Here is a 21638-nt window from a genome sequence, read left to right on the forward strand (position 1 = left end):
GCCCGTCTCCGCTCGCCTCAAGGCAATTGAATCAGACCACCGACACTACTGCAAGCCAGCCTTTTTCAACACAATCGGTCGGTAGCCGCCGCTCATTGTCGTCCATCAGGGCGAGATACATATCATGCAGCGACGTGAAGTTTGGCTCGCCGCGCTGGTCCTCATGTCATTGTTCGGCCCGTTGCGATCACCGGTTGCCAATCGACCGAAGGGTATTGAATCTTCTTTACGGCGTCGCGGAGTACCGTCATTTCGGCGCCGCGCCCATACAGCGTGCTGACGGATCCATCTGCATGGCCGAAGAGCAAATCGACGATCTCTCTTAAAACCTTGCCGCGCACGGCGCGCTTCCCGGTGTGGCGAAACGAGTAGAACACCAGTTCGGGATCGGACAGGCCGATTGCATCGAGGAAATCGTTCAGCACGCGCGACAGGCGCTGCGTCCGGCTGCCATAGGCATTGGCTTCGAGTTCGGGAAACAGCCATTCCGCGCCGTCCGCGCGGCGCGCGCTCACCATATCGAGGAAGCCCGCTTCAAGCAGCGTCGAATGCAACGGGATGTCCCGTTTGGCGCTGGCAGTCTTCATCCGCTTGGCCGGGCCCTCTTGTTCCTGGCGGATGCGCAAACGATCGGGCTCGATGGCAATGTAGGGGATGCCATCATAGGTCTTGATATTGCCCGGCCGCAGTTTGCCCAATTCGTCGAGCCGGCAACCGGTGAATGGCGCGAGCATCAGTATCCAGAAAAGCGTTCGCGGCGCCACCCCGCTGCGTTCCGGCAGAGGCGCGGTGAAAATCCTGGTCATATCCTCCGGCTCGAAGGGGAGGCGTGCGTCTTCTATCGACCTCTTGGCCATGGACTTCACGGTCTTGGCGACATTGCCGTCGATGACCTCCAGTTCCTCAACCGCGTGTTCGAGAGTCACTCTTATGGCCGATAAGGCCTTGTTGACGGTCGCGGGCGAAAGCGTGGGCATTCCCTCGGCTTCCGCAAGTGCGACCTGTTCCAGCAGGGGCAGGGCGGCAACTTCTTTCTTTGCGCGGCTTGGAAGTCCGGCACAGGTGCGGCGATAGGCCCGTACCATCGATACCGAGATCTGATCGACGGGTGGGTCGTCATGAAGCTGGGCGAACCGATTCACGGCGGTTCGCCACTCGTCGACGAGTTTGGCCTCGCGCGGCTCGGAGTTAGCCCAGGCTTCATAGACCTGGGTGATGGTCGGCACCGTCTTGGCTTGCGGTGTCGGCAGCTGTGGTTCGTTCGAAGGTGGGGAGAGCGCGGGGACGACCGCCCCGGAGCCCGTCACAAGGACCGAGGGTGGTAGGATACGCCTTCGTGCGGGATCGATGCTGAGGGCGCAGGCGGCGCAGAGCCTGTCGAGGTATGCGCGACCAATTGCCTCATAAAGTTCGGGTGCCAGCGGCGAACTGAGGGCGTTGGCGGAGCCACCGCTGCGATCAACCACTCGATCGGATCGAGGGTGGGGAGGGCGGCAACGCGCTGTAACGTCTCCAGCCAAGGCAGGGGCATGAAGTCGGGCACCGCATTCAGCATGGCGGTTCGGCTTGCGTGATCGCGAAGATCATCAAGGCCCGGCGGCACGCCGAAGTCGTAGCGGGCACCGGGCGCATGTTCGGTCAGGCCGTTGGCATATTCGAATGCCCCGAGCTCGAGCGCGGCGAGCTTCTGCGCCGCGCCGCGGAGTTGCTCATCCGATTGTCCGTCGAGAAAATCGTCGACCATCACACGTGCCGAGCGGAGTTGCCAGCTGGAAGGCGCGACGAGCCGCGGCAAGCTTCTGCTCATAGATCACGGCATGCGGGTGGTAGCGCTGACGGGCTTCGTCGGGATCGCGGGTCTTGAGGGTGCGCTTATACTCGCTCGACGCGCCATCGAAGAACGGGCGGAGCGCGGCAGGGACGACCCGTCGGAAGTAGAAAATGCCGGTGCGAGGATCTTTGAAAGGGGTGGCCATACGGATCAATTTGTACGCATCCTTTGTACACAAGGATGGGTAAAGCGTCCATGAAGACCGCCAAAACCGCGCAAATCCGCCATTCTGGCGGGTGCTGGTGACCCCTACGGGAATCGAACCCGTGTTTCAGCCGTGAAAGGGCCGCGTCCTAACCGCTAGACGAAGGGGCCGCCGGGTGGCGTGGAGGGGCCTCTAAGGGAGGGGGGTGGAACGGTCAAGGGCTTTTTTGCGATGGCGTTCAATCGGCCCAGGCGGCGTCCTCGACATGGAGTTCGGCGACGTCGCGGCCGGACCAGTCGTCCACCTTGGCGCGGCCCGCCAGCCACAGGCGGCGGGTGCTGCCCGCGCCCAGCAGCGCCTGGCCCAAAGCGGTGTCGGCCTGGCGGAACGCCATCGCCTTCAGGCTGCGTCCGTCCGCGCCCGCGACGATCGCACGGACATGGTTCGCGCCCACCAGGTCCGCGCGGATGATCCGGAAGGGGCCCGCCGCGATGCGCGGGGCGGGCCAGCCCATGCCATAGGGCCCGCCGGCGTCCATCGCGCCGACCAAGGCTGGATTGACCCCACCGGGCGCCAGCACTGCGTCGACCAGCAGCGCGCGACCGGCGCTGGCGCGGATGACCTCCTCGGCCAGCCGTTCCTCCAGGAAATCGGCAAATTCGGCGATTCGGTGCGCCTCGACGGTCAGCCCCGCCGCCATGGCGTGGCCGCCGCCCGCGATCAGCAGGCCATGTTCCTTGGCCGCCAGGATCGCCGCGCCGAGATCGACGCCCGCGATCGAGCGGCCCGAGCCCTTGCCCAGTCCGTGTTCGTCGAGCGCGATGACGATGGCTGGGCGATCGAGCTTTTCCTTCAGCCGCCCCGCGACGATGCCGATGACGCCGGGGTGCCAGCCCTCACCGGACACCACGGCGACCTGGCGGCTGCGGTCGACGCTGGTTTCGGCGGTGGCCTGGACGCCCGCCTCGATCGCGCGGCGCTCGTCGTTGAAATGGTTCAGTTCTTCCGCGATCGCGCGGGCCTCGGCCGGATCGTCGGTGGTGAGCAGCCGGACGCCCAGATCGGCCCGCCCGACGCGCCCGCCCGCATTGATGCGCGGCCCCAGCGCGAAGCCCAGGTCCGAGCAGGTCGGCGCGCGGGTCAGGCGGGCGGCCTCGGTCAGCGCGGTCAGCCCGACATTGCGGCGCTGCGCCATGACCTTCAGGCCCTGTGCCACGAAGGCGCGGTTGAGGCCCTTCAGGGGCGCGACGTCCGCCACCGTGCCCAGCGCGACCAGGTCGAGCAGGTCGAGCAGGCGCGGCTCCGCCCGGTCGGTGAAATAGTCCCGCGCGCGCAGCGTCCGGATCAGCGCGGCGCCGAGCAGGAAACACACGCCCACCGCCGCCAGATGGCCGTGCGCGGCGCCCTCGGTTTCGTCCAGGCGATTGGGGTTCACCACCGCATGGGCGCGGGGCAGCTCGGTCGCGCATTTGTGATGGTCGACGACCAGTATCTCGATCCCGGCGGCCTGGGCGGCGGCCAGTGGCTCGAAGGCCTGGGCGCCGCAATCGACGGTGACGATCAGGTTCGCGCCCTCGGCCTGGAGGCGCAGCAGCGCGGCCTCGGTCGGGCCGTAGCCTTCCGTCATCCGGTCGGGGATATAGGGGCGCGGGGCCAGGCCCAGGTCGCGGAGCAGGCGGACCATCAGCGCCGCCGAGGTCGCGCCGTCCACGTCATAATCGCCGAAGATCGCCACCGCCTCCCGCGCGATCACCGCATCGGCGAGGCGATGGGCGGCGCGGTCCATGTCGCGAAAGATCGACGGGTCGGGCATGAATCCCCGGATCGAGGGCGCGCGGTGCGCCTCGACCGCGTCCGGCGGGCAGCCGCGCGCGAGCAGCAGTTGCGCGACCAGATCATCATGGCCCAGGCCGTCCCGCGCATCGGCGGCCAGCGCACGCCAGCGCCAGGGCTGCCCCAGGATCGACTGGGCGATGCCGAGAACGTCGGTCATGGGCGGATCATCGGGGAAGAGAACGTCACGCGAACGCCATGCCACGGGCGCAGGAGTCGCGACAAGAGCAGGCGGTCAGCTTGCGTGGTTGATCCAGTTGCCCTCGCGAAACCATTTGGTGATGACATATTTGGTGCCCTCGACCACCGGCATCCCCTCGTGCAGGGTCATCTCGTTGGGGCTGCCATCGAGTTTCATGTTATTCCAGGCGAGCAGCAGGCCCCGGCGCGGCGCGACGCGGATGCCCGCCTGCGGGAACCAGGTCGCGCCGCCCTCGGGCACGTCGTTGAGATAGATCATCGCGGTCCAGGTCCGCTGTCCGCCGTGTACGCGCACCTTTTCCCAATAGCTTTCGCTTTCATGGAAATAATCGTGATGCGCGCGGAATTGCTGGCCAGGGGCATAGCGCTGGCCCTGCATCGTCTCGCCCTGTTCGGGGGCGATGCCGAGCAGCGCGGCGATGGACTCGTCGATCGGCTGCACATCGGGGGACCAGCGCGCCATGTCGCAGCTTTCCGAGGTGCGGAACCCGTAATCGGGCCGGTCGGAGAGCAGGGTCGAGGGACGCCGATTGGCGTCGATCATCGCCATCAGCCTGTCGCATTGCTCGCCGGTCAGGAAATCGGCCTGGTAATAGATTTGCGCCGCATCGGTCGCCACACGGGTGACGGCCGGGTTCGCGTCCAGCTGCTGGGCGACGGTGAGCCCGAACCGTGCGCGGACGGGGGAGGCGGCGGGGTTGCCCTTCGGCTTCCTCGAGAACAACGACATGGGATGTGATGTGCGACGGCGTGGCGGCAAAGACAAGAGGGAGGGGGTGCTTCAAAACCCCCTCCCGCCCGGATCACCAGAAGATGTCGTAGACCACATCGACGACCAGCCCGCTGCGCAGGTCGACCAATAGGGCATCGTTATAATAGCGTACCCAGCGATAGGGGCCGTAAGCGGGGGGCAGGCGATAGGCGAACGGGTCGTCCAGCCAGTAATTCTGGCCGAAGAACATCTGGTCCAGGATCACGCCGCTGGAAAAGCGCTGATAGCCATAGCCGCCATAGGGCGCGTAATAGCGGGGCAGGTGATAGGTGCCCCGGTTCATCGAGCGCCAGCTCATCCAGTCATAGCGCCGATCGCGCCGCCAGCCGCGATTCCACTGGTCCGCCCAGGCCCGCCGCTCGGCAAAGCCGTAAGCCTGATCGTTATGGTCGCGCCAGTCGCCATAGTTGCGCCGCCACCGATTGCGATCCTCGCGCTGGCGGCGTTCGTCGTCGCGCCAGCGCTGGTCCTGGCGCTGCCGGTCCTGCCACTGCCGATCCTGGGATTGCGCCTGGCGATCGTCGCGCCAGCCACCGGGGCCGCCATTCTGACGGTCGACGCGCACGCCGCTGGGCCCGACCCGATCGGGACCGGGCATGGGCGTGGGTTGGACGCGATCGCGCCAGTCGCCGCGGTTGCCCCAATAGCGCTCCTGTCCGGGCACGGGCGCCGGGGACGGTTCGGGCCTGTCGCGCCAGCCGCCGCGATCGTTCCCGCCGCGTGGCTGCTCGGGCGCGGGGGCGGGAGGACGCGGTGCCTCGGCATGGTCCGGGCGGAAGGCCGGGCGATCGTCCGGCGTCGGGCGGTTTTCGGGGAAGGACTGGCGATCATGGAAGATCGGGCGACCTTCGCTGCGCTCCAAGCGACCGGCGGGGCCGCCAGGGCCGCCACGCGGCGGGCCACCTTCATGACGGGCGCGTGGCCCTTCGTCCATCCGCATCTCCTGCGCGCGCAACATCGCCGGGGTCGCCCCCGCCACCATTGTGGTCGCCGCCAGCAGAGCCGCCATCCAACGCCTGTTCATCATCCCGTTCCCCATGTGTCGGCGCACATGCCGACCCCGATCATGCGACAGACTCTGCATGAACGGCGTTGAGCGGTTGCTGAACCCATTTGTCAGCTTCGTGAAAGAATCGCGTCATCTTGCGTGCGGCCGGTCGCGCCCGGCACCAGGGCGGGGACGTCGCGGGCGGCGCCCGCCGGTTCGGTGCCGGGCAGGGCGGCGGCGGGGATCGTCTCCTCGCCGCGTGCGGCGCTGGCGGCCCGCTGGATCGCCTCGACCAGCCGGGGATAGATGCCGCAGCGGCACAAATTGGTGATCTGCGTGCGGATCAGTTCCTCGGACGGGTCGGGATGGCGCCGGATGAGGGCGGCGGCGGCCATCACCATGCCGGGGATGCAATATCCGCACTGGCCGACATTGGCGGCCAGAAAGGCCTGCTGCACGGGGTGCGAGCGGTCGCGCGACAGCCCCTCGATCGTGGTGACGACGCTGCCTTCGATCCGGCCGATCGGCACCTGGCAGCTGCGCACCGCGCGGTCGTCTATGTCGACGGTGCAGGCGCCACAATCGCCGGTGCCGCAGCCATATTTGGTGCCGGTCAGGTTCGACGCATCCCGCAGCGCCCATAGCAGCGGCGTGTCCGGCGGCAGGCGGTAGCGGACGGGCTGATTGTTGACGGTGAGGCTGGTCATCGCGGAGACGGCTTAGCCGATAGGGTTGCGGGGAGCTACCGCCCCAGCATCGGCGCTGCACGGTCGAGCGACAGGTCGGCGTCGGAAAAGCGGATCGGGGTACGGACGCCGGGCACGGTCGAGCCGTCGGGGCGCTCCGGCTGGATGGCCATGCCGCGCGCGACGATCTGCGGGTCGGCAAAGGCCTGTTCGACCGTGTTGATCGGCCCCGCCGGAACGCCAGCGGCCTCCAGTGCGGCAAGCAGTTCGTCGCGTGGCCAGCGGGCGGTTGCTGCCTCGATCACCGGGGTCAGTTCGGCACGATGTTCGCAGCGCAGCGCATTGGTAGCGTAGCGCGGGTCGTCGCCGTCGATCCCGACCACGCTCGCGAAGCGACGGAACTGCGCATCGTTGCCGACCGCCAGGATGAACCAGCCGTCGCTCGCGGGGAACGCCGCATAGGGCACGATATTGGGATGCGCATTGCCCAGCCGCGTCGGCGTCCGGCCCGAGGCAAGATAGTTCATCGCCTGGTTCGCCAGCACGCCGGTCATCGTATCGAGCAGCGCCATGTCGATCTGCTGGCCCCGCCCCGTCCGCTCGCGCATGTGCAGCGCCGCTTGGATGGCGATGACGGCGTAGAGCCCGGTCATGATGTCGGCGAGCGCGACGCCGATCTTCTGCGGCGCGCCGCCGGGCTCGCCGGTCAGGTCCATGATGCCGCTCATGCCCTGGACGATGAAGTCGTATCCGGCGCGCGGCGCATAGGGCCCGTCCTGGCCGAAGCCGGTGATCGAGCAATAGACCAGGCGCGGATTGATCGCCGACAGGCTGGCATAATCCAGGCCGTAGCGGGCGAGGCCGCCCAGCTTGAAATTCTCGATGACGACATCGGCATCGGCGATCAGCGCGCGGACCCTGGCCTGTCCCTCCGGCGTCGAAAAGTCGGCGACGACCGAGGTCTTGCCGCGATTGGCGGCGTGGAAATAGGCCGCGTCCCGGCTGCCATCGGGATTGTCGATAAAGGGCGGGCCCCAGCGGCGGGTGTCATCGCCCTCGGGGCTTTCGACCTTGATCACCTCCGCACCGAGATCGGCCAGCACCTGCCCGGCCCAGGGACCGGCCAGGATGCGGGCGAGTTCGACGACCTTCAGGCCGGCAAGGGGCGGGGGATTGGTCATCAATTCCTCCCCAAGCTGTGCTTGGGGAGGGGGACCATGCGCAGCATGGTGGAGGGGCGGGACGAACCGGCCATGCCCCTCCACCACGCCCTGCGGGCGCGGTCCCCCTCCCCATCGGAGATGGGGAGGATTTTAGACGGGATCAAAACGCTGCGATCCCGGTGATGGCGCGGCCGAGGATCAGCGCGTGGACGTCGTGCGCGCCTTCATAGGTGTTGACCGTCTCCAGGTTCATCAGGTGACGCATCACCTGATATTCGCCTGAAATCCCGTTGCCGCCATGCATGTCGCGCGCGGCCCGCGCGATATCGAGGGCCTTGCCGACATTGTTGCGCTTGACGATCGATATCATCTCGGGCGCGAACCGGCCCTCGTCCATCAGCCGCCCGACGCGTAAGGAGGCCTGCAAGCCCAGCGCGATCTCGGTCTCCATATCGGCCAGCTTCTTCTGGTAGAGTTGCGTCGCCGCCAGCGGCCGTCCGAACTGCTTGCGGTCCAGGCCATATTGGCGCGCGGCGTGGAAACAGAACTCGGCCGCGCCCAGCGCGCCCCAGCTGATGCCGTAGCGGGCGCGGTTGAGACAGCCGAACGGCCCCTTCAACCCCTCGACATGCGGCAGCAGCGCGTCTTCGCCGACCGCGACCTCGTCCATCATCACCATGCCGGTGATCGAGGCGCGCAGGGACAGCTTGTTCTCGATTTTGGGCGCGGACAGGCCCTTCATGCCCTTTTCCAGCACGAAGCCCCGGATCGCACCGCCATGCGCCTCCGACTTGGCCCAGATCACGAAGACGTCGGCGATCGGCGCATTGGAGATCCAGGTCTTGGCGCCCGACAGGACATATCCGCCCTCCACCTTCTTCGCGGTGGTGCGCATCCCGCCGGGGTCGGAACCTGCATCGGGCTCGGTCAGGCCGAAACAGCCGATCCATTCGCCGCTTGCCAGCTTGGGCAGATAGCGGCGCTTCTGTTCGTCCGAGCCGTAAGCATGGATCGGATACATGACGAGGCTGGACTGCACGCTCATCATCGAGCGGTATCCGCTGTCGATCCGCTCCACCTCGCGCGCGATCAGGCCGTACGCGACATAGGAGGCGCCGACGCCGCCATATTCTTCCGGGATGGTGGGGCCCAGCAGGCCCATCTGCCCCATCTCGCGGAAGATTTCGGGATCGGTATGCTCGTTGGCAAAGGCGTCGATGATGCGCGGCGCCAGCCGGTCGTCGGCATAGGCGCGCGCGGTGTCACGGATCATCCGCTCGTCATCGGTCAGCTGGTCGTCGAGCAGGAACGGGTCCGCCCAATCGAACTTGCCCATTCGGGACATAGGTCTCTCTCCTTATGTCCCCGCTTCTCGGGAAGGCCGCGGGGTTTGTCCACCCCTGCTCCCCTGTTCCTCCCGTGCAAGGGGAGGGGGACCATGCGAAGCATGGTGGAGGGGTGTCACCGGCCGTGAGGATTCCATACCTCACCGGTCGGGACACCCCTCCGTCAGGCCTGTGGCCTGCCACCTCCCCTGCAAGGGGAGGAATAGTGGTTACAGCTTGAAGCTGAGCGTCGCGCGCAGGTCGCGCCCGGCGAGGGGGGCGAAGTCCTTCATGACGCTGGCATGGCGGCGGGCGTCGACGTCGAAGATATTGTTCGCCGACAGGGTCAGCGTCGTCGGGTTCAGCGTGCCCCAGGGCTTCAGCTGCACCGAAGCGTTGACCAGCGTGAAGCCGTTGGTCGGCGTCTCCAGGCCGAGGACGCGGGTCTGCTTGAAGCTGCGTTCCACCTCCACGCGGGCGTTCACGCTGTCCGACTGCGCCTCCAGTCCGCCGAGCAGGCGCAGCGGCGGGATGCGCGGGGCAGGCCCCGTGTCGATGATCTGGGCATGGACATAGTCGCCCAGCAGATCGGCATTGATCGCGTACCGGCCGATCGTGGCGAGGCGCAGCGAGCCTTCCGCCTCGATGCCGTAATAGCGGGCATCGGCCTGCGCATAGGCGAAGCAGGGCAGGTCGACCTCACGGCCCGAGGGGGCAGCGGCGGCTTCGCACGGACCCTGCTGGACCAGCGCGTCATAGATATAGTTGGAGAAGCGGTTGTAATAGGCCGAGGCGTCGAAGCTGTAACCGTCGCCATGCCCGTGGACGGTTGCCTCGATGCCCCAGCTGGCTTCCTTCTTGAAGTTCGGATTGCCCAGCTCATAGGCCTCGGTCCCGGCGTGCGGGCCGTTGGCGAACAGTTCCTCGGCGGACGGCGCGCGCTCGGTGCGCGACAGGTTCAGGCCCGCCCGCCAGTCGGGGGCGAAGCCATAGCTGGCGCCGATCGAACCCGAGAAGGCGTCGAAGCTGCGCTGGCCGCGGAAGAAGCGGTCGTCGCTCACCGCCGTACGCGCGGTCAGCGAGGTATGCTCATAGCGGGCGCCGGCCTCCATTTTGAACGCGCCGCGATCCAGCTGTTGCAGGGTGAACAGGCCGACCTGCGCGGTGTTGTTGCGCGGCAGGAACGCCTCGTCCCCCTTCACGTCGAAGTCGCGGTTGAAGAACTGCACGCCCGACGCACCCTGCCAGCCGCCGCGCTTGGTCTGGACCAGTTCCAGGCGGCTTTCGATGCCCTTGTTGTAGAAGGCGGTGCCGACCTCGCCGCTCTCTTCCAGCTCGAAATGGCGATATTCGGCGGCCCCGGCGCGCAGGCGGATGCGGTCGAGGAAGCCGCCGCCCGTCTCGATCTCGCCGCGCAGGTCGAGACGGTTCTGGACCAGGCTGAGGCGCGGGGCCTCGGGCTCTTCGCCGCCCGGCGTCAGGGCGTAGCGGACCGGCACGCCGTACAGGCTGTCATAATGGCTGTACGCGATGCCCAGCGAGCCGGTATCGGTGATCAGCGCGCCGCCGACGCCCGCCGTCCAGGTCTCGCTGGCGGTGTTGGGCAGGCGGCCGCGCAGATTGGCGACGCGGCCGAAATCGAGCGGGTCGTTGGGCGCCAGCGCCGCTGAGGCCTGCGCCTCGGCACGGGCGCGCGGCGCCAGGACATAGCCGCCGATCTTCAGGTCGTCGGTCTTCAGGTATGAGCCGTCGGCGTGCAGCACGAACTGCCTGCCCACCGCGACGTCCGCCGCGCCCGCCACCGACCGCTCGGTCGCCGCCGAGCCATAGGAGGCCATGCCCGACAGGCTGTAGCCCTTTTCCGGCACGACGCGCGGGATACGCGTGTCGATGACGTTGACCACACCGCCCACCGCCGACGATCCGAACAGCAGGGCGGAAGGGCCGCGCAGCACCTCGACCCGCTCGGCGAGCAGCGGATTGATGACGACGGCATGGTCGACGCTGGTGTTCGACACGTCGATCGAGCCGATGCCGTCGGTCAGCACGCGGATGCGCTCGCCCTGGAAGCCGCGCAGAACGGGGCGCGAGGCGTTGGGGCCGAAGGAGGTCGCCGACACGCCCGGCTGGCGCGCCAGCGTCTCGCCGATGGTCGGGCGGATCGCGCGTTGCAACTCGTCGCCGGTCACGATCGAGGTGCCCGACAGCACGTCGGCCTCCGACTGCTGCACCGGCGCGGTCACCACGATCTCGCGGCCGCGTTGGGCAGAGGGGGCGGTCTGCGCGGCGGCGGGTGCGGCCAGAAGGCTGGCGAGGGCGGTGGCCGACAGGCCGGACAAGAGGGCGGGCTTGAACACGAACAGGGCTCCCGTAAATGAAGCCCCGTTGCCTACCGATGTGATACAACATATCAAGTAGAAAATGATGATTTGATGTCGCTGGCGTCATCCACGGTGTCACCCTTGGGCGGCATCCAGGCAGAGCAAGGCCTGCACCCGCCAGCCGTCCGCCTGCGGCACGACGCTAAGGTCGGCGACGATATCGCGGCCCAGCGGAATGTCGCGATCGGGCAGTTCCGACAGCCAGGCGGCCAGGGCCGGGCCGCTCGGGGCGGTCAGGGTCAGGGTGATGAGCGATCCGCTGAACGTCGCCGAAGACCAGGGCTCGACTGCCTCGACCGTCAACCGGATCATACAGCCCGCGCGCGACGCATCGGCGGTGAGCGCACGGGCCAGCCGATCGCCACGATCCGCAGGGCGATGGCTTACGAAACGGGCGCGGCGAACCGGCGCGATCCGGGCGAAGGCGTTCATGCGGTATGCTCCGCGATGAAGGCCGCGACGCGGGCGATCATCTGCTGCCCGGGCTCGCGCCCCTTGCGCAGGTCGCTGACCAAGCGCGGGTCGTTGACCGCCAGCCGCCCGAATTTCGTCTCCGGCATCCGGCTGCGTTTCAGATAGCGTTCGATCACCCTCAGCAATTCCATGGACGTTCTCCCAAAGTCCGAATCTCTTCCTGATGTTCATGATCTGTTCCAATTTCCAACTTGTCTAGGAAAAATCCTATGACTATGATGCAAGGCATGGCCGACCCCGATATCCGGATGGTGCTTCAGGAGCTGGCGAACGGGGCGGGCGTCAGCCTGGCCGCGCTGTCGCGTATGATCGGCCGCAACGACGCCTATCTGCAGCAGTTCGTGCAGCGGGGAACGCCGCGTGTCCTGGCCGAGGGGGATCGGCGGCAGCTCGCGGAATTTTTCGGGGTGCCCGAGACCCGGCTGGGCGCAGCGCCGGGGGGCGGTCCGATGCTGGTCCCGCGCCTGTCGGTGGCGGCGTCGGCGGGGCCGGGGGCGACCGTGGACGGCGAGGTGATGCTGGGTGTCGAGGCGATCGACCGGGGGCTGGCGCGGCGGTTGGGCCTGCGCGACGGTGCGGCGTCGGTCATCCGGGTGCGCGGCGATTCGATGGCGCCGGGACTGGTCGAGGGCGATCACCTGGTGGTCGATCAGGACGATATGCGTCCGACCGTGCGCGGTGGGCTCTACGTCATCCGCATCGGCGACGTGTTGATGGTCAAGCGAGTCCGGGCCGGGGAAGCGGGGCTGATCGCCACCAGCGACAACCCCGCCGCGCCGCCGTTACCGGATGGGCCCATCGTGGTGATTGGGCGTGTCGTCTGGCAGATGCGGATGCCGAGCTAGGTCGGCTTGGCATTCAACCATGCCCATTCTTCCCTCGCCCCTCGCAGAGGGGAGAGGGTTGCGCAGACTTGGTCTTTGCGAAAGCAAAGGCTTAGTCGAAGCTGGGTGAGGGGTGGGCGCTCGGGGACCGAGCGCGCGAGCCCACAGGGCTCGCTCAACCCCTCACCCAAGCTGCGCTAGCCAGCACGCTGGCAAGCTTCGCTAACCCTCTCCCCTGTCCAGGGGAGAGGGAAGGACGAGGGTGCTGGCGGGTCGGACTCAGCGACCGACATGGCGTAAACACTCACCGCCCACGCCACCAGATCAACAGCGCGATCGCGATGCCGACCGCCAGGCCGATCAGCACGCCCAGCGTGACTTCGCCCGTCGCCAGCCCCACGACGATCCCGCCGACCACCCCCAGCGCCAGGAAGATGCCGCCGGATTGCACGGTCGCAGGCGGCGGGGTGGGATCATGGGGCGTGTTCATCGCGCCATCCTGTCATGCCGGATGTCCGGAAGCCAGCCATGCATGGTCGCTCGGTCGTTAACCACGGAATGTAGCTGTTAAATTCACGACCCTGGCCTATTGGGGCGGCGTTCGAGTTCCGGTCCAGGAGTATCCATGCGCGATTATCGCGACACCGATTATATGACTCCCTTCGTGACCGATACCGATGTGGCGACCGCGGCCGAGCTTATCGAGATGTTCGGCGAATCGGCCGGTGGAGAGGCCGCCGCGCGTGCCGGGCGCAGCCGCGACCTGGGCAATCACATCCATTTCTGCCGCTGGCGCCAGATCGAGCGCCTGATCGACCTGCTGTCGCGCGAACAGGCCTTCGGCACCGTCCATTGACCTTGCCCGCGACCATCGGCGCGGCAAATCTGCCCAGATGATCGTGCAGGGGGGTGTCGCTATCGCCTTCGCGCGGCTAGGGATTGCAGCATGATGGTCCGCGTCGGGCGGCCGTGCCGCTCGGTCGCCATCATATGCATCGCATGGGGAGTGGGCGGCACGGGCTGGTCCGGCGATGCGCTCGCGCAGACGGCCCCGGCCGTATCGTCCACCGATCAGGCATCGCCGGCAAAGACCGTTCCGGACGCCGACGACCCGACGATGCTCGACCCCTCCGCGCCGCTGGCGCCCCTGCCGGAGATCGGCGTCGCCTGGCCTGACCTAGCGACCGCGCCCGGCGATCCGGCTGGGGTCATGGCGGCGACGGTCGATGCGGCGGCGGAGCGGCGCTATCGCTGGCGGGTCGAGGGGATCGACGGCACCGGCGCGCTGTTGCGCCAGCGGTTCGAACAGCTCTCGTCGCTCGACGCCAATGACGGCGAGCCTGCCAACGCCGCGCAGCTCGATCGCCGCGCCCGCGAGGATGCGGCGCTGCTGACCAATTTGCTGCGCGGGGCGGGTTATTACGACGGGCAGGTCGCTACCCGGATCGAACCGGGCGAACAGCCGACCGTCGTGCTGGAGGCGACGCCCGGCAATCTCTATCGCTTTGCAGGGGTGACGCTGGAGGGTGTCCAGGCGGCGGGCGACAAGGCGGCGTCGCTGGAAAAGGCGTTCGGGATCAAGCCGGGCGATCCGGTCGATGCCGACACCATCGTCGCGGCAGAGGCCAAGCTGAAGACGGCGGTGGGCACGGAGGGCTTTGCCTTCGCCAAGGTCGGCGACCCGCAGATCGTGGTCGACCGCGCCGCCCGCACCGCGACGCTGGACCTGTCCGTCGCGCCCGGTACGTCGCGCCGCTATGGCCGGATCGTGATGGCCAACGACCGGTTGTTCGACGCCAAACATGTCCAGGACATCGCCCGGTTCAAGCCCGGCCAGCCCTATGACTCGGCCGGGCTGGAGGATCTGCGGCGCGCGCTGGTGCAGACCGGGCTCGTCTCCTCGGTGGATGTGAAGCCGGTGCAGGGCGATACGCCCGACACGGTCGATATCGCCGTCGCGCTGGAACCCGCGCCGCCGCACACCATCGCGGGCGAACTGGGCTATGGCACCGGGGAAGGGGCGAGCGCGACGGTCAACTGGACCGACCGCAACCTGTTCCCGCCGGAAGGCGCGCTGACCCTGCGCAGCGTGCTGGGCACTCGCGAACAGCTGGGCGCGGTCGTGTTCCGGCGCAACAATTTCCAGGCGCGCGACCGGGTGCTGACGGCGCAATTCTCCGCCGCCCACATCCTGCGCGACGCCTATGAAGCCAAGACGCTGTCGCTCTCCGGCAGTCTGGAGCGCCAGACCAACATCTTCTTCCAGAAGACCTGGACCTGGTCGCTGGGCGCCGAACTGCTCACCTCGGACGAGCGCGACGTGATCGAATCGACGGGCGAGCCGCGTCGTCGCACCTTCTTCATCGGCGCCCTGCCGACCAGCCTGAATTATGACGGGTCGGACGACCTGCTGAACCCGACGCGCGGGTTCCGGCTGGGCGGGCGGATCAGCCCGGAATTGTCGCTGCAGGGCAGTGCCTTCGGCTATACCCGGACCCAGATCGACGCGAGCGTCTACCATCCGTTCGGCAACCGGGTGGTGCTGGCGGCGCGGACGCGGCTGGGCACGATCCTGGGCGCGCCGCGCGACCAGATCGCGCCGTCGCGGCGCTTCTATGCGGGCGGCGGCGCGTCGGTGCGCGGCTATGGTTTCCAGGCGATCGGGCCGCGCGATGCGAATAACGATCCGATCGGCGGGCGAAGTCTGGCCGAGTTCTCGATCGAGGCGCGGGTGCGGACCTTCGGCCATTTCGGGGTCGTGCCCTTTCTGGATGCGGGCAATATCTCGACCTCGCCGCTGCCGCGTCTGACCGACCTGCGGTTCGGCACCGGGCTGGGCGTGCGATACTATTCCAATTTCGGACCGATCCGCCTGGATGTCGGCACGCCGCTGAACCCGCAAAAGGGGGATAGCCGGGTCGCGGTCTATGTCTCGCTGGGGCAGGCCTTTTGAGCGAGGAGGCCGCACCCCCGCCGCGCGCCCGCGTCCGCTGGGTCCGCGCCGTCGCGTTCCTGCTCGTCGGGCTCGTCGGGGTGGTGTTCGCCGCACTCGGCATCGTCGATACGTCCATCGGGCATCGCTGGGTCGCGGACCGGATCGCGGCGATCCGCACCGACACGGGCCTGCGCTTCTCGGTCGGGCGCATCGACGGGTCGCTCTATTCGGACATGCGGCTGGTCGATCTGCGCGTCTATGACCTGGACGGGCTGCTGGTCCAGGTGCCGCAGGCCCGGCTCGACTGGCGGCCGTGGAACTGGACGCGCGGCACGCTGGACATCCGCCGGGTCGAGGCGCCGCTGGCGACCCTCCATCATGTGCCGCACACCCGGCGGACGGGCAAGCAAGGCCCGATCCTGCCTGATTTCGATATCCGCATCGACCGGTTGCGGCTCGACCGCCTGATCCTCGCCCCGCGCGTCCTGGGTCGTAAGCGGGTGGCCCGGGTCGAGGGGCGGGCCGATATCCATGATGGTCGCGCCCTGGTCGCGATGGACGGCGTGGTGGCCGGGAGCGACAGGCTCCGCCTGCGCCTCGATGCCCAACCCGATCGCGACCGGTTCGATCTGGACGTCCAGGCGCGGGGCCGGGCGGGCGGGGTGCTGGCGCGCATGGTCGGGGCGCAAGAGCCTGTCTCGCTGACCGTGGCGGGGGCGGGGAGCTGGTCGCGCTGGGACGGCCGCGCACGCGGGCTGATCGCGACGCGGCGGGCGGTCGAGTTGTCGCTCGCGGCGCGGTCGGGACGCTATGCCCTGTCCGGCGAGGTCGCGCCGTCGCTGATCCTGCATGGCCGTTTGCAGCGGCTGACCGCGCCGCGCGTGATCGTGGCGGGGCAGGCCGATTTCGCCGATCGGCGGCTGAACGGAGCCCTCGTCCTGCGCAGCCCGGCGCTCCGCGTGCGTGCGCGGGGTGTGGTCGATCTCGGCGCGAGCACGTTCGAGGGGCTGCGCGTCGATGCCGGTCTGCTGCGACCGAATGCGCTGTTCACCAATATGAGCGGCCAGGCGATCGCGCTGACCGCCCGGCTGGACGGCGCCTTCGCCCGCGCGAGCTACGACTATAAGCTCGCTGCGACCCGTTTCGCCTTTGACCGGACCGGCTTCGAGGATGCCCATGCCAGCGGCAAGGGGCGGCTGACCGGCGGCTGGCCCTTGACCCTGCCGATCCGCTTGACCGCGCCCGCCGTGACGGGCGTGGGCGAGGCGGCGGGCGGCATCCTGCACAGCCTGTCGGTCGCGGGCGACCTGCGCATCACGCCCCGCGAGATCATCGGGCAGGGGCTGGCGCTGCGCTCCGACAAGCTGGCGGGCAAGCTGAACCTGCGGATCGACCTGCGCAACGGCCATTATGATGTCGGGCTGGACGGCGCGCTTCAGCGTTACCTGATTCCGGGGCTCGGCATCGTCGATGTCCGCTCGCGGCTGACCGCCGTGCCGGGCACCGATGGTCATGGCACGCGCGTGATCGGCAAGGGCGAGGCGCAGGTCCGGCGGCTGGACAATGCGTTCCTGCGGTCGCTGGCGGGTGGCCTGCCGCATCTGACCACCGAACTGGAGCGAACGCCCGATGGCGTGTTCCATTTCCATCGCCTGGTACTGACCGGCCCCGATATCCGCCTGACCGGCGAGGCGATCCGGCGGCATGACGGCACCTTCCGCTTTGTCGGCGGCGGGCGGCAGCGAAGCTATGGTCCGGTGCAAATGGTGCTGGACGGAAGGATCGACCGGCCGACGCTGGACCTGGTCCTGGCCTTACCCAATGCGGCGATGGGCCTTAGCGACGTGAAGGCGCACCTGGACCCCAGCGACCAGGGCTTTGCCTTCCGCGCCGCCGGGGGATCGCGGCTGGGCCCGTTCCAGGCGAGCGGGACGATCCTGCTGCCCAAGGGGCAGGATGCGGTGATCCAGATCCAGCCGCTACTGGTGGCGGGCACGCGCGCGACGGGTGCGCTGACCGTCGTGACCGGCGGCTTTGCCGGGCGGCTGGACGTGGCGGGCGGCGGCCTGTCGGGCGAGCTGCTGTTCCGACCCGTGGGGACGGTACAGCGGATCGAGGCCCATCTCGCCGCGCGTCAGGCGCAGCTTTCCGGCATTACCGTGCGGCAGGGGCGGCTCGATCTGGTCACGCTGCTCGACCCGGCTGGTGCCTCGGTCGAGGCTTCGGCCAACGCCCAGGGGCTGCGGCACGGCGCGTTCAACATCGCGCAGATGAACGGTACCGCGCGGTTGCGCGGCGGCACCGGCGAGGTGCGGGTCGGCATCTCCGGATCGCGCGGCCGGGCCTTTTCGATCCAGACGGTGACGCAGGTCACGCCCGGCCGGTTCACGATGACGGGGCAGGGCACGCTGGACCGCCGTCCGCTGCAACTCCTGTCGCCCGCCATCGTGACCCGCGACGGCGAAGGCTGGGTGCTGGCCCCGACCCGGTTGAGCTTCGCGGGCGGCGAGGCGAAGCTGGCCGGGCGGCTCGACGCCGATGGGACGGAGGTGCAGGCCAGCCTGACCCGGATGCCGCTGACCGTGCTCGACATCGGCTATCCGGGGCTGGGCCTGGGTGGCACCGCGACGGGCACGCTCACCATTCGCCAGGGCGTGGGCGCGCCGACGGGCAAGGCCGACCTGACCATTCGCGGGCTGACGCGCGCGGGACTGGTCCTCAATTCGCGGCCCATCGACCTGGGGCTCGCGGGCCTGTTGTCGGCCGACCGGCTGGGCGTGCGCGCGGTCATGGCGTCGGGCGGCCGGATCATCGGCCGCGCCCAGGCGCTGCTGGTGCCGGGCGGCGCGGGGGACTGGGCCAGCCGGATGCAGGCCGGACGGCTGATCGCGCAACTGCGTTACGCCGGGCCCGCCGACACGCTGTGGCGCCTGACCGGGGTCGAGATGTTCGACCTGTCGGGTCCGGTCGCGATCGGCGCCGACGTTACCGGATCGCTGAGCCAGCCGGTCATTCGCGGCGCGGTGAAGGCGGTCGGCGCGCGGATCGAAAGCGGTGTGACCGGCACCGTCCTGACCGATGTGCAGGCCAGCGGCCGGTTCGGCGGATCGCGGCTGGTCATCGACCGCCTGACCGCCCAGGCGGGCAAGGACGGCCGGGTCGCCGGGACGGGCCAGTTCGACTTCGCCGCCGCGCACGGCGTCGGCCTGGACCTGTCGCTGAACGCCAGCAATGCGGTGATGATCGCGCGCGACGATATCGGCGCGACGGTCACGGGGCCGCTGCGTTTCCACTCTGACGGCGCAGGCGGCACGATCGAGGGCGATGTGGTCCTCAACCGCAGCCGCTATCGCCTGGGCCGCGCCTCGGCCGCGACCGCCGTGCCGCAACTCAATATCCGCGAGATCAACATCCCCGGCGGCGGCGAGGAGGATGACATGCCCCGCAAGCCCTGGACGCTGGCGGTCAAGGCGCGCGCGCCGAACGGCCTGATCGTCTCGGGCCTCGGCCTGAACAGCGAATGGTCCGCCGACCTGAAGATCGCGGGTACGCCCGACAACCCCGCGATCACCGGCCAGGCGACGTTGATCCGCGGCGATTATGAATTTGCGGGCCGCGAGTTCGATCTGGCGCGCGGGGTCATCCGTTTCGGCGGAGAGGTTCCGGCCAACCCCGCGCTCGACATCGCCGCCAACGCCAATGTGCAGGGCCTGAGCGCGACGATCCGCGTGACGGGCACCGCGCTGAAGCCCGAGATCGGCTTTTCCAGCACGCCGGCGCTGCCCAATGACGAGCTGTTGTCGCGCCTCCTCTTCGGCACCTCGATCGCCAGCCTGTCCGCGCCGGAAGCGTTGCAGCTGGCCGCCGCGGTGGCCGCGCTTCAGGACGGCGGCAATGGCCTGAACCCGATCAACGCGGTGCGGCGCGCGGCGGGACTGGACCGGTTGCGCGTGCTGCCCGCCGATGTTCAGATCGGGCGCGCCACCTCGGTCGCGGCGGGCAAATACATCACCCGGCGCTTCTATGCCGAGATCATCACCGACGGGCAGGGTTATTCCGCGACCCAGGTGGAGTTCCAGGTGACGCGCTGGCTGTCGCTGCTCTCCAGCATCTCGACGCTGGGGCGGCAGAATGTGAACGTGCGGATATCCAAGGACTATTGAGGCGTTGGCCCGCCCGGACCCGCGAACAGGAGTTGAGCCCCATGGAAAAGACCGCCTTCATCGACCGGACCGGCGGCCCCGAGGTCATCCAGTGGCGTGACGAGGAGCTGCCCGCGCCCGGTGCTGGCGAGGTGCGGATGCGGCATCATGCGGTCGGGTTGAACTATATCGACACCTATCATCGCAGCGGGCTCTATCCGATCGACCTGCCGGGCAAGCTCGGCTCCGAGGCGGCGGGCGTCGTGGAGGCGGTGGGCGAGGGCGTCACCGACTTCGCGGTCGGCGACCGGGTCGGCGTGTTCGGCCCGGCGCGCGGGGCCTATGCCACCGCCCGCAACGTCGCGGCCGACCTGCTCGTGCCCCTGCCGGACGGGGTCGACGACCGGACGGCGGCGGCGATCCTGCTCAAGGGGGCGACGACGGCCTTTCTGATCGAGGATTGCGCCAGGGTTGAAGCCGGCTGGCCGGTGCTGGTCCATGCGGCGGCGGGCGGGGTGGGGCATCTTGCGGTCGGCTGGCTGAAGGCGATCGGCGCGACGGTGATTGCGACCGTCGGCAGCGAGGCGAAGGCGGAGAAGGCGCGGGCCGCAGGCGCCGATCACGTCATCCTCAACCGGCAGGAGGATGTCGCGGCGCGTGTGCGCGAGATCACCGGCGGAAAGGGCGTTCCGGTCGTGCTCGACGGCGTCGGCAAGGCGACCTGGGACGCCTCGCTGAACAGCACTGCGCGGCGCGGACTGGTGGTCAGCTTCGGCAATGCCTCGGGCGCGGTGGACGGCGTCAATCTGGGGATATTGGCGGGGAAGGGCTCACTGTTCGTGACCCGGCCGACGCTGTTCGATTATGCCGTGACGCCGGCGGAGAAGCGCAGCCTGATTGCGCGGGTCTTCGCAATGCTGGAGAAGGGCGCGATCACGCCGGACATCGGCCAGAGCTTTGCGCTGACGGATGCGGCGGAGGCGCACCGGGCGATCGAGGCAGGGGAGACGGTGGGAAGTACGGTCCTTATTCCGTGAGGTCCGGGGCGTGGCCTTCGACTTCGTTCAGGCTGAACGGGTGGTGTTGGGCGGTTATCCCAGATGCCGTTCAGGCTGAGCGAAGTCGAAGCCCAAGGGATACACCCCGCCCCAAAACCCCGCTAATCTGACCGCCAATCCCGCACCCGGAGACCAAGATGATCGCGCTCCTGCCGCTCGCCCTGCTTATCGCCCAGACGGCCCCTGCGAGTCCGCCCGCGCCCGCTACGGCGGAGGCCCAGAAGCCGGTGATGGTCCGCGTCGCGATGCAGACCAACCTTGGCCCCGTCGTCCTTGATCTCGACCGCACCCATGCGCCGATCACCACGGCCAATTTCCTGCGCTATGTCGACCAGCACCGGCTGGACGGTGTGACCTTCTATCGCTCGGTCCGCGTCGCGCCCGATTTCGGCTTCGTCCAGTTCGGCATCCAGAACGAACCCAAGCGCATCCTGCCGCCGATCGCGCATGAGCCGACGACCAAGACCGGTATCAAGCATCTGAACGGCACCATCTCGATCGCGCGGCTGGCGCCGGGTTCGGCGCGCGGCGACTTCACAATCATGGTCGGCGACCAGCCCTCGCTCGATGCCGATCCCTCCAAGCCCGGCGACAATCTGGGCTATGCCGCCTTTGGCCATGTGGTCGAGGGGATGGACGTGATCCGCAAAATCCTCGATCAGCCCGCCGACCCAGCCAAGGGCCCGTTCAAGGGCGAGATGCTCGCCGCGCCGGTCAAGATCCTGTCGGCCAAGCGGGTGACGGTGACGCCCTGAGCACCGCGCGGCCGGTCATGCGGCGCAGGGGCGAGGCCAGTCGCGCGGAACAGAAGGGCTGGATTACGCCTATGCCGAGGATGTGCTCGACCCCAGCCTGATCCACGTCACCGAGCCGCGCGCGA

19 protein-coding genes and 1 tRNA gene are annotated in these 21638 nt (G+C 68.5%); 6 read left to right on the forward strand and 14 right to left on the reverse strand.

Annotated features, from left to right (window positions below; translation table 11 throughout):
* Window positions 1-161: 161 nt before the first annotated feature.
* From QZ546_RS15630 to QZ546_RS15690, 13 genes are all read right to left on the reverse strand, one after another.
* Window positions 162-1226 (reverse strand): site-specific integrase, encoded by a 1065-nt coding sequence (locus QZ546_RS15630; protein WP_294239566.1) that lies wholly within the window; start codon window positions 1224-1226, stop codon window positions 162-164.
* A gap of 77 nt (window positions 1227-1303) precedes the next feature.
* Complete coding sequence (locus QZ546_RS15635; RefSeq protein WP_294239569.1) at window positions 1304-1744, reverse strand: hypothetical protein; 441 nt, start codon at window positions 1742-1744, stop codon at window positions 1304-1306.
* On the reverse strand, window positions 1710-1976 hold the full coding sequence (locus tag QZ546_RS15640; RefSeq protein ID WP_367113538.1) for a DUF6538 domain-containing protein: 267 nt from the start codon (window positions 1974-1976) through the stop codon (window positions 1710-1712). Before QZ546_RS15640 ends, QZ546_RS15635 begins: the two co-directional genes overlap by 35 nt.
* Window positions 1977-2071: 95 nt before the next feature.
* Window positions 2072-2146: transfer RNA gene (locus tag QZ546_RS15645), tRNA-Glu, on the reverse strand.
* Window positions 2147-2214: 68 nt separating this feature from the next.
* Window positions 2215-3969, reverse strand: a complete 1755-nt coding sequence (gene recJ, locus QZ546_RS15650) for a single-stranded-DNA-specific exonuclease RecJ (protein WP_294239574.1) — start codon at window positions 3967-3969, stop codon at window positions 2215-2217.
* A 75-nt stretch (window positions 3970-4044) separates the two neighbouring features.
* Entirely contained in the window at window positions 4045-4740 is a 696-nt protein-coding gene (locus tag QZ546_RS15655; protein WP_294239579.1) for a 2OG-Fe(II) oxygenase, read from the reverse strand.
* A gap of 73 nt (window positions 4741-4813) precedes the next feature.
* On the reverse strand, window positions 4814-5809 hold the full coding sequence (locus QZ546_RS15660; protein ID WP_294239582.1) for an RcnB family protein: 996 nt from the start codon (window positions 5807-5809) through the stop codon (window positions 4814-4816).
* 89 nt (window positions 5810-5898) lie between these two features.
* On the reverse strand, window positions 5899-6477 hold the full coding sequence (locus tag QZ546_RS15665) for a (2Fe-2S)-binding protein (protein WP_294239583.1): 579 nt from the start codon (window positions 6475-6477) through the stop codon (window positions 5899-5901).
* Window positions 6478-6512: 35 nt separating this feature from the next.
* A complete protein-coding gene (locus tag QZ546_RS15670) occupies window positions 6513-7637 on the reverse strand; it encodes a CaiB/BaiF CoA-transferase family protein (RefSeq protein ID WP_294239586.1) in 1125 nt (374 codons plus the stop codon).
* A 142-nt stretch (window positions 7638-7779) separates the two neighbouring features.
* Entirely contained in the window at window positions 7780-8964 is a 1185-nt protein-coding gene (locus QZ546_RS15675) for an acyl-CoA dehydrogenase (RefSeq protein WP_294239588.1), read from the reverse strand.
* Window positions 8965-9174: 210 nt separating this feature from the next.
* The gene (locus QZ546_RS15680; RefSeq protein WP_294239591.1) at window positions 9175-11301 is read right to left on the reverse strand and encodes a TonB-dependent receptor; all 2127 of its coding nucleotides are present in this window, start codon (window positions 11299-11301) and stop codon (window positions 9175-9177) included.
* A 99-nt stretch (window positions 11302-11400) separates the two neighbouring features.
* Window positions 11401-11757, reverse strand: a complete 357-nt coding sequence (locus tag QZ546_RS15685) for a hypothetical protein (RefSeq protein ID WP_294239594.1) — start codon at window positions 11755-11757, stop codon at window positions 11401-11403.
* Window positions 11754-11930 (reverse strand): hypothetical protein, encoded by a 177-nt coding sequence (locus QZ546_RS15690; RefSeq protein ID WP_294239596.1) that lies wholly within the window; start codon window positions 11928-11930, stop codon window positions 11754-11756. The genes QZ546_RS15685 and QZ546_RS15690 overlap by 4 nt, the downstream gene beginning before the upstream one ends.
* A gap of 78 nt (window positions 11931-12008) precedes the next feature.
* On the opposite strand from QZ546_RS15690, the gene QZ546_RS15695 reads away from it, so the two are divergent.
* Window positions 12009-12644 carry a helix-turn-helix transcriptional regulator gene (locus tag QZ546_RS15695; protein WP_367113537.1) on the forward strand — a complete coding sequence of 212 codons (636 nt, stop codon included), beginning with the start codon at window positions 12009-12011 and terminating at the stop codon, window positions 12642-12644.
* Window positions 12645-12927: 283 nt separating this feature from the next.
* Here the strand turns inward: QZ546_RS15695 and QZ546_RS15700 are convergent, their stop codons facing one another.
* Window positions 12928-13113, reverse strand: coding sequence for a hypothetical protein (locus QZ546_RS15700; RefSeq protein WP_294239598.1), 186 nt, complete (start codon window positions 13111-13113; stop codon window positions 12928-12930).
* A gap of 162 nt (window positions 13114-13275) precedes the next feature.
* Between QZ546_RS15700 and QZ546_RS15705 the strand changes: the two genes are divergently transcribed.
* The 5 genes from QZ546_RS15705 (at window position 13276) to QZ546_RS15725 (ending at window position 21513) form a co-directional block, all read left to right on the forward strand.
* Window positions 13276-13479: a hypothetical protein gene (locus QZ546_RS15705; protein WP_294239698.1), complete on the forward strand. Its 204-nt coding sequence runs from the start codon at window positions 13276-13278 to the stop codon at window positions 13477-13479.
* A 90-nt stretch (window positions 13480-13569) separates the two neighbouring features.
* The gene (locus QZ546_RS15710; RefSeq protein WP_294239601.1) at window positions 13570-15576 is read left to right on the forward strand and encodes an autotransporter assembly complex family protein; all 2007 of its coding nucleotides are present in this window, start codon (window positions 13570-13572) and stop codon (window positions 15574-15576) included.
* The gene (locus QZ546_RS15715) at window positions 15573-19721 is read left to right on the forward strand and encodes a translocation/assembly module TamB domain-containing protein (protein WP_294239604.1); all 4149 of its coding nucleotides are present in this window, start codon (window positions 15573-15575) and stop codon (window positions 19719-19721) included. The genes QZ546_RS15710 and QZ546_RS15715 overlap by 4 nt, the downstream gene beginning before the upstream one ends.
* 41 nt (window positions 19722-19762) lie before the next feature.
* Window positions 19763-20737 carry a quinone oxidoreductase gene (locus tag QZ546_RS15720; protein WP_294239607.1) on the forward strand — a complete coding sequence of 325 codons (975 nt, stop codon included), beginning with the start codon at window positions 19763-19765 and terminating at the stop codon, window positions 20735-20737.
* 158 nt (window positions 20738-20895) lie between these two features.
* The gene (locus QZ546_RS15725; RefSeq protein WP_294239609.1) at window positions 20896-21513 is read left to right on the forward strand and encodes a peptidylprolyl isomerase; all 618 of its coding nucleotides are present in this window, start codon (window positions 20896-20898) and stop codon (window positions 21511-21513) included.
* Window positions 21514-21638: the final 125 nt, after the last annotated feature.

The sequence above is a fragment of the uncultured Sphingomonas sp. genome (genome assembly GCF_913062585.1).
Lineage (GTDB): Bacteria > Pseudomonadota > Alphaproteobacteria > Sphingomonadales > Sphingomonadaceae > Sphingomonas.

Bases quoted from the DNA above. Each gene is read 5' to 3' on its own strand.
- QZ546_RS15660 (WP_294239582.1), bottom strand. From the start codon at position 5,809: ATGATGAACAGGCGTTGGATGGCGGCTCTGCTGGCGGCGACCACAATG.
- QZ546_RS15640 (WP_367113538.1), bottom strand. From the start codon at position 1,976: ATGGCCACCCCTTTCAAAGATCCTCGCACCGGCATTTTCTACTTCCGA.
- QZ546_RS15670 (WP_294239586.1), bottom strand. From the start codon at position 7,637: ATGACCAATCCCCCGCCCCTTGCCGGCCTGAAGGTCGTCGAACTCGCC.
- QZ546_RS15710 (WP_294239601.1), top strand. From the start codon at position 13,570: ATGATGGTCCGCGTCGGGCGGCCGTGCCGCTCGGTCGCCATCATATGC.
- QZ546_RS15725 (WP_294239609.1), top strand. From the start codon at position 20,896: ATGATCGCGCTCCTGCCGCTCGCCCTGCTTATCGCCCAGACGGCCCCT.
- QZ546_RS15665 (WP_294239583.1), bottom strand. From the start codon at position 6,477: ATGACCAGCCTCACCGTCAACAATCAGCCCGTCCGCTACCGCCTGCCG.
- QZ546_RS15655 (WP_294239579.1), bottom strand. From the start codon at position 4,740: ATGTCGTTGTTCTCGAGGAAGCCGAAGGGCAACCCCGCCGCCTCCCCC.
- QZ546_RS15685 (WP_294239594.1), bottom strand. From the start codon at position 11,757: ATGAACGCCTTCGCCCGGATCGCGCCGGTTCGCCGCGCCCGTTTCGTA.
- QZ546_RS15705 (WP_294239698.1), top strand. From the start codon at position 13,276: ATGACTCCCTTCGTGACCGATACCGATGTGGCGACCGCGGCCGAGCTT.
- recJ (WP_294239574.1), bottom strand. From the start codon at position 3,969: ATGACCGACGTTCTCGGCATCGCCCAGTCGATCCTGGGGCAGCCCTGG.
- QZ546_RS15675 (WP_294239588.1), bottom strand. From the start codon at position 8,964: ATGTCCCGAATGGGCAAGTTCGATTGGGCGGACCCGTTCCTGCTCGAC.
- QZ546_RS15695 (WP_367113537.1), top strand. From the start codon at position 12,009: ATGACTATGATGCAAGGCATGGCCGACCCCGATATCCGGATGGTGCTT.
- QZ546_RS15700 (WP_294239598.1), bottom strand. From the start codon at position 13,113: ATGAACACGCCCCATGATCCCACCCCGCCGCCTGCGACCGTGCAATCC.
- QZ546_RS15635 (WP_294239569.1), bottom strand. From the start codon at position 1,744: ATGGTCGACGATTTTCTCGACGGACAATCGGATGAGCAACTCCGCGGC.
- QZ546_RS15720 (WP_294239607.1), top strand. From the start codon at position 19,763: ATGGAAAAGACCGCCTTCATCGACCGGACCGGCGGCCCCGAGGTCATC.
- QZ546_RS15690 (WP_294239596.1), bottom strand. From the start codon at position 11,930: ATGGAATTGCTGAGGGTGATCGAACGCTATCTGAAACGCAGCCGGATG.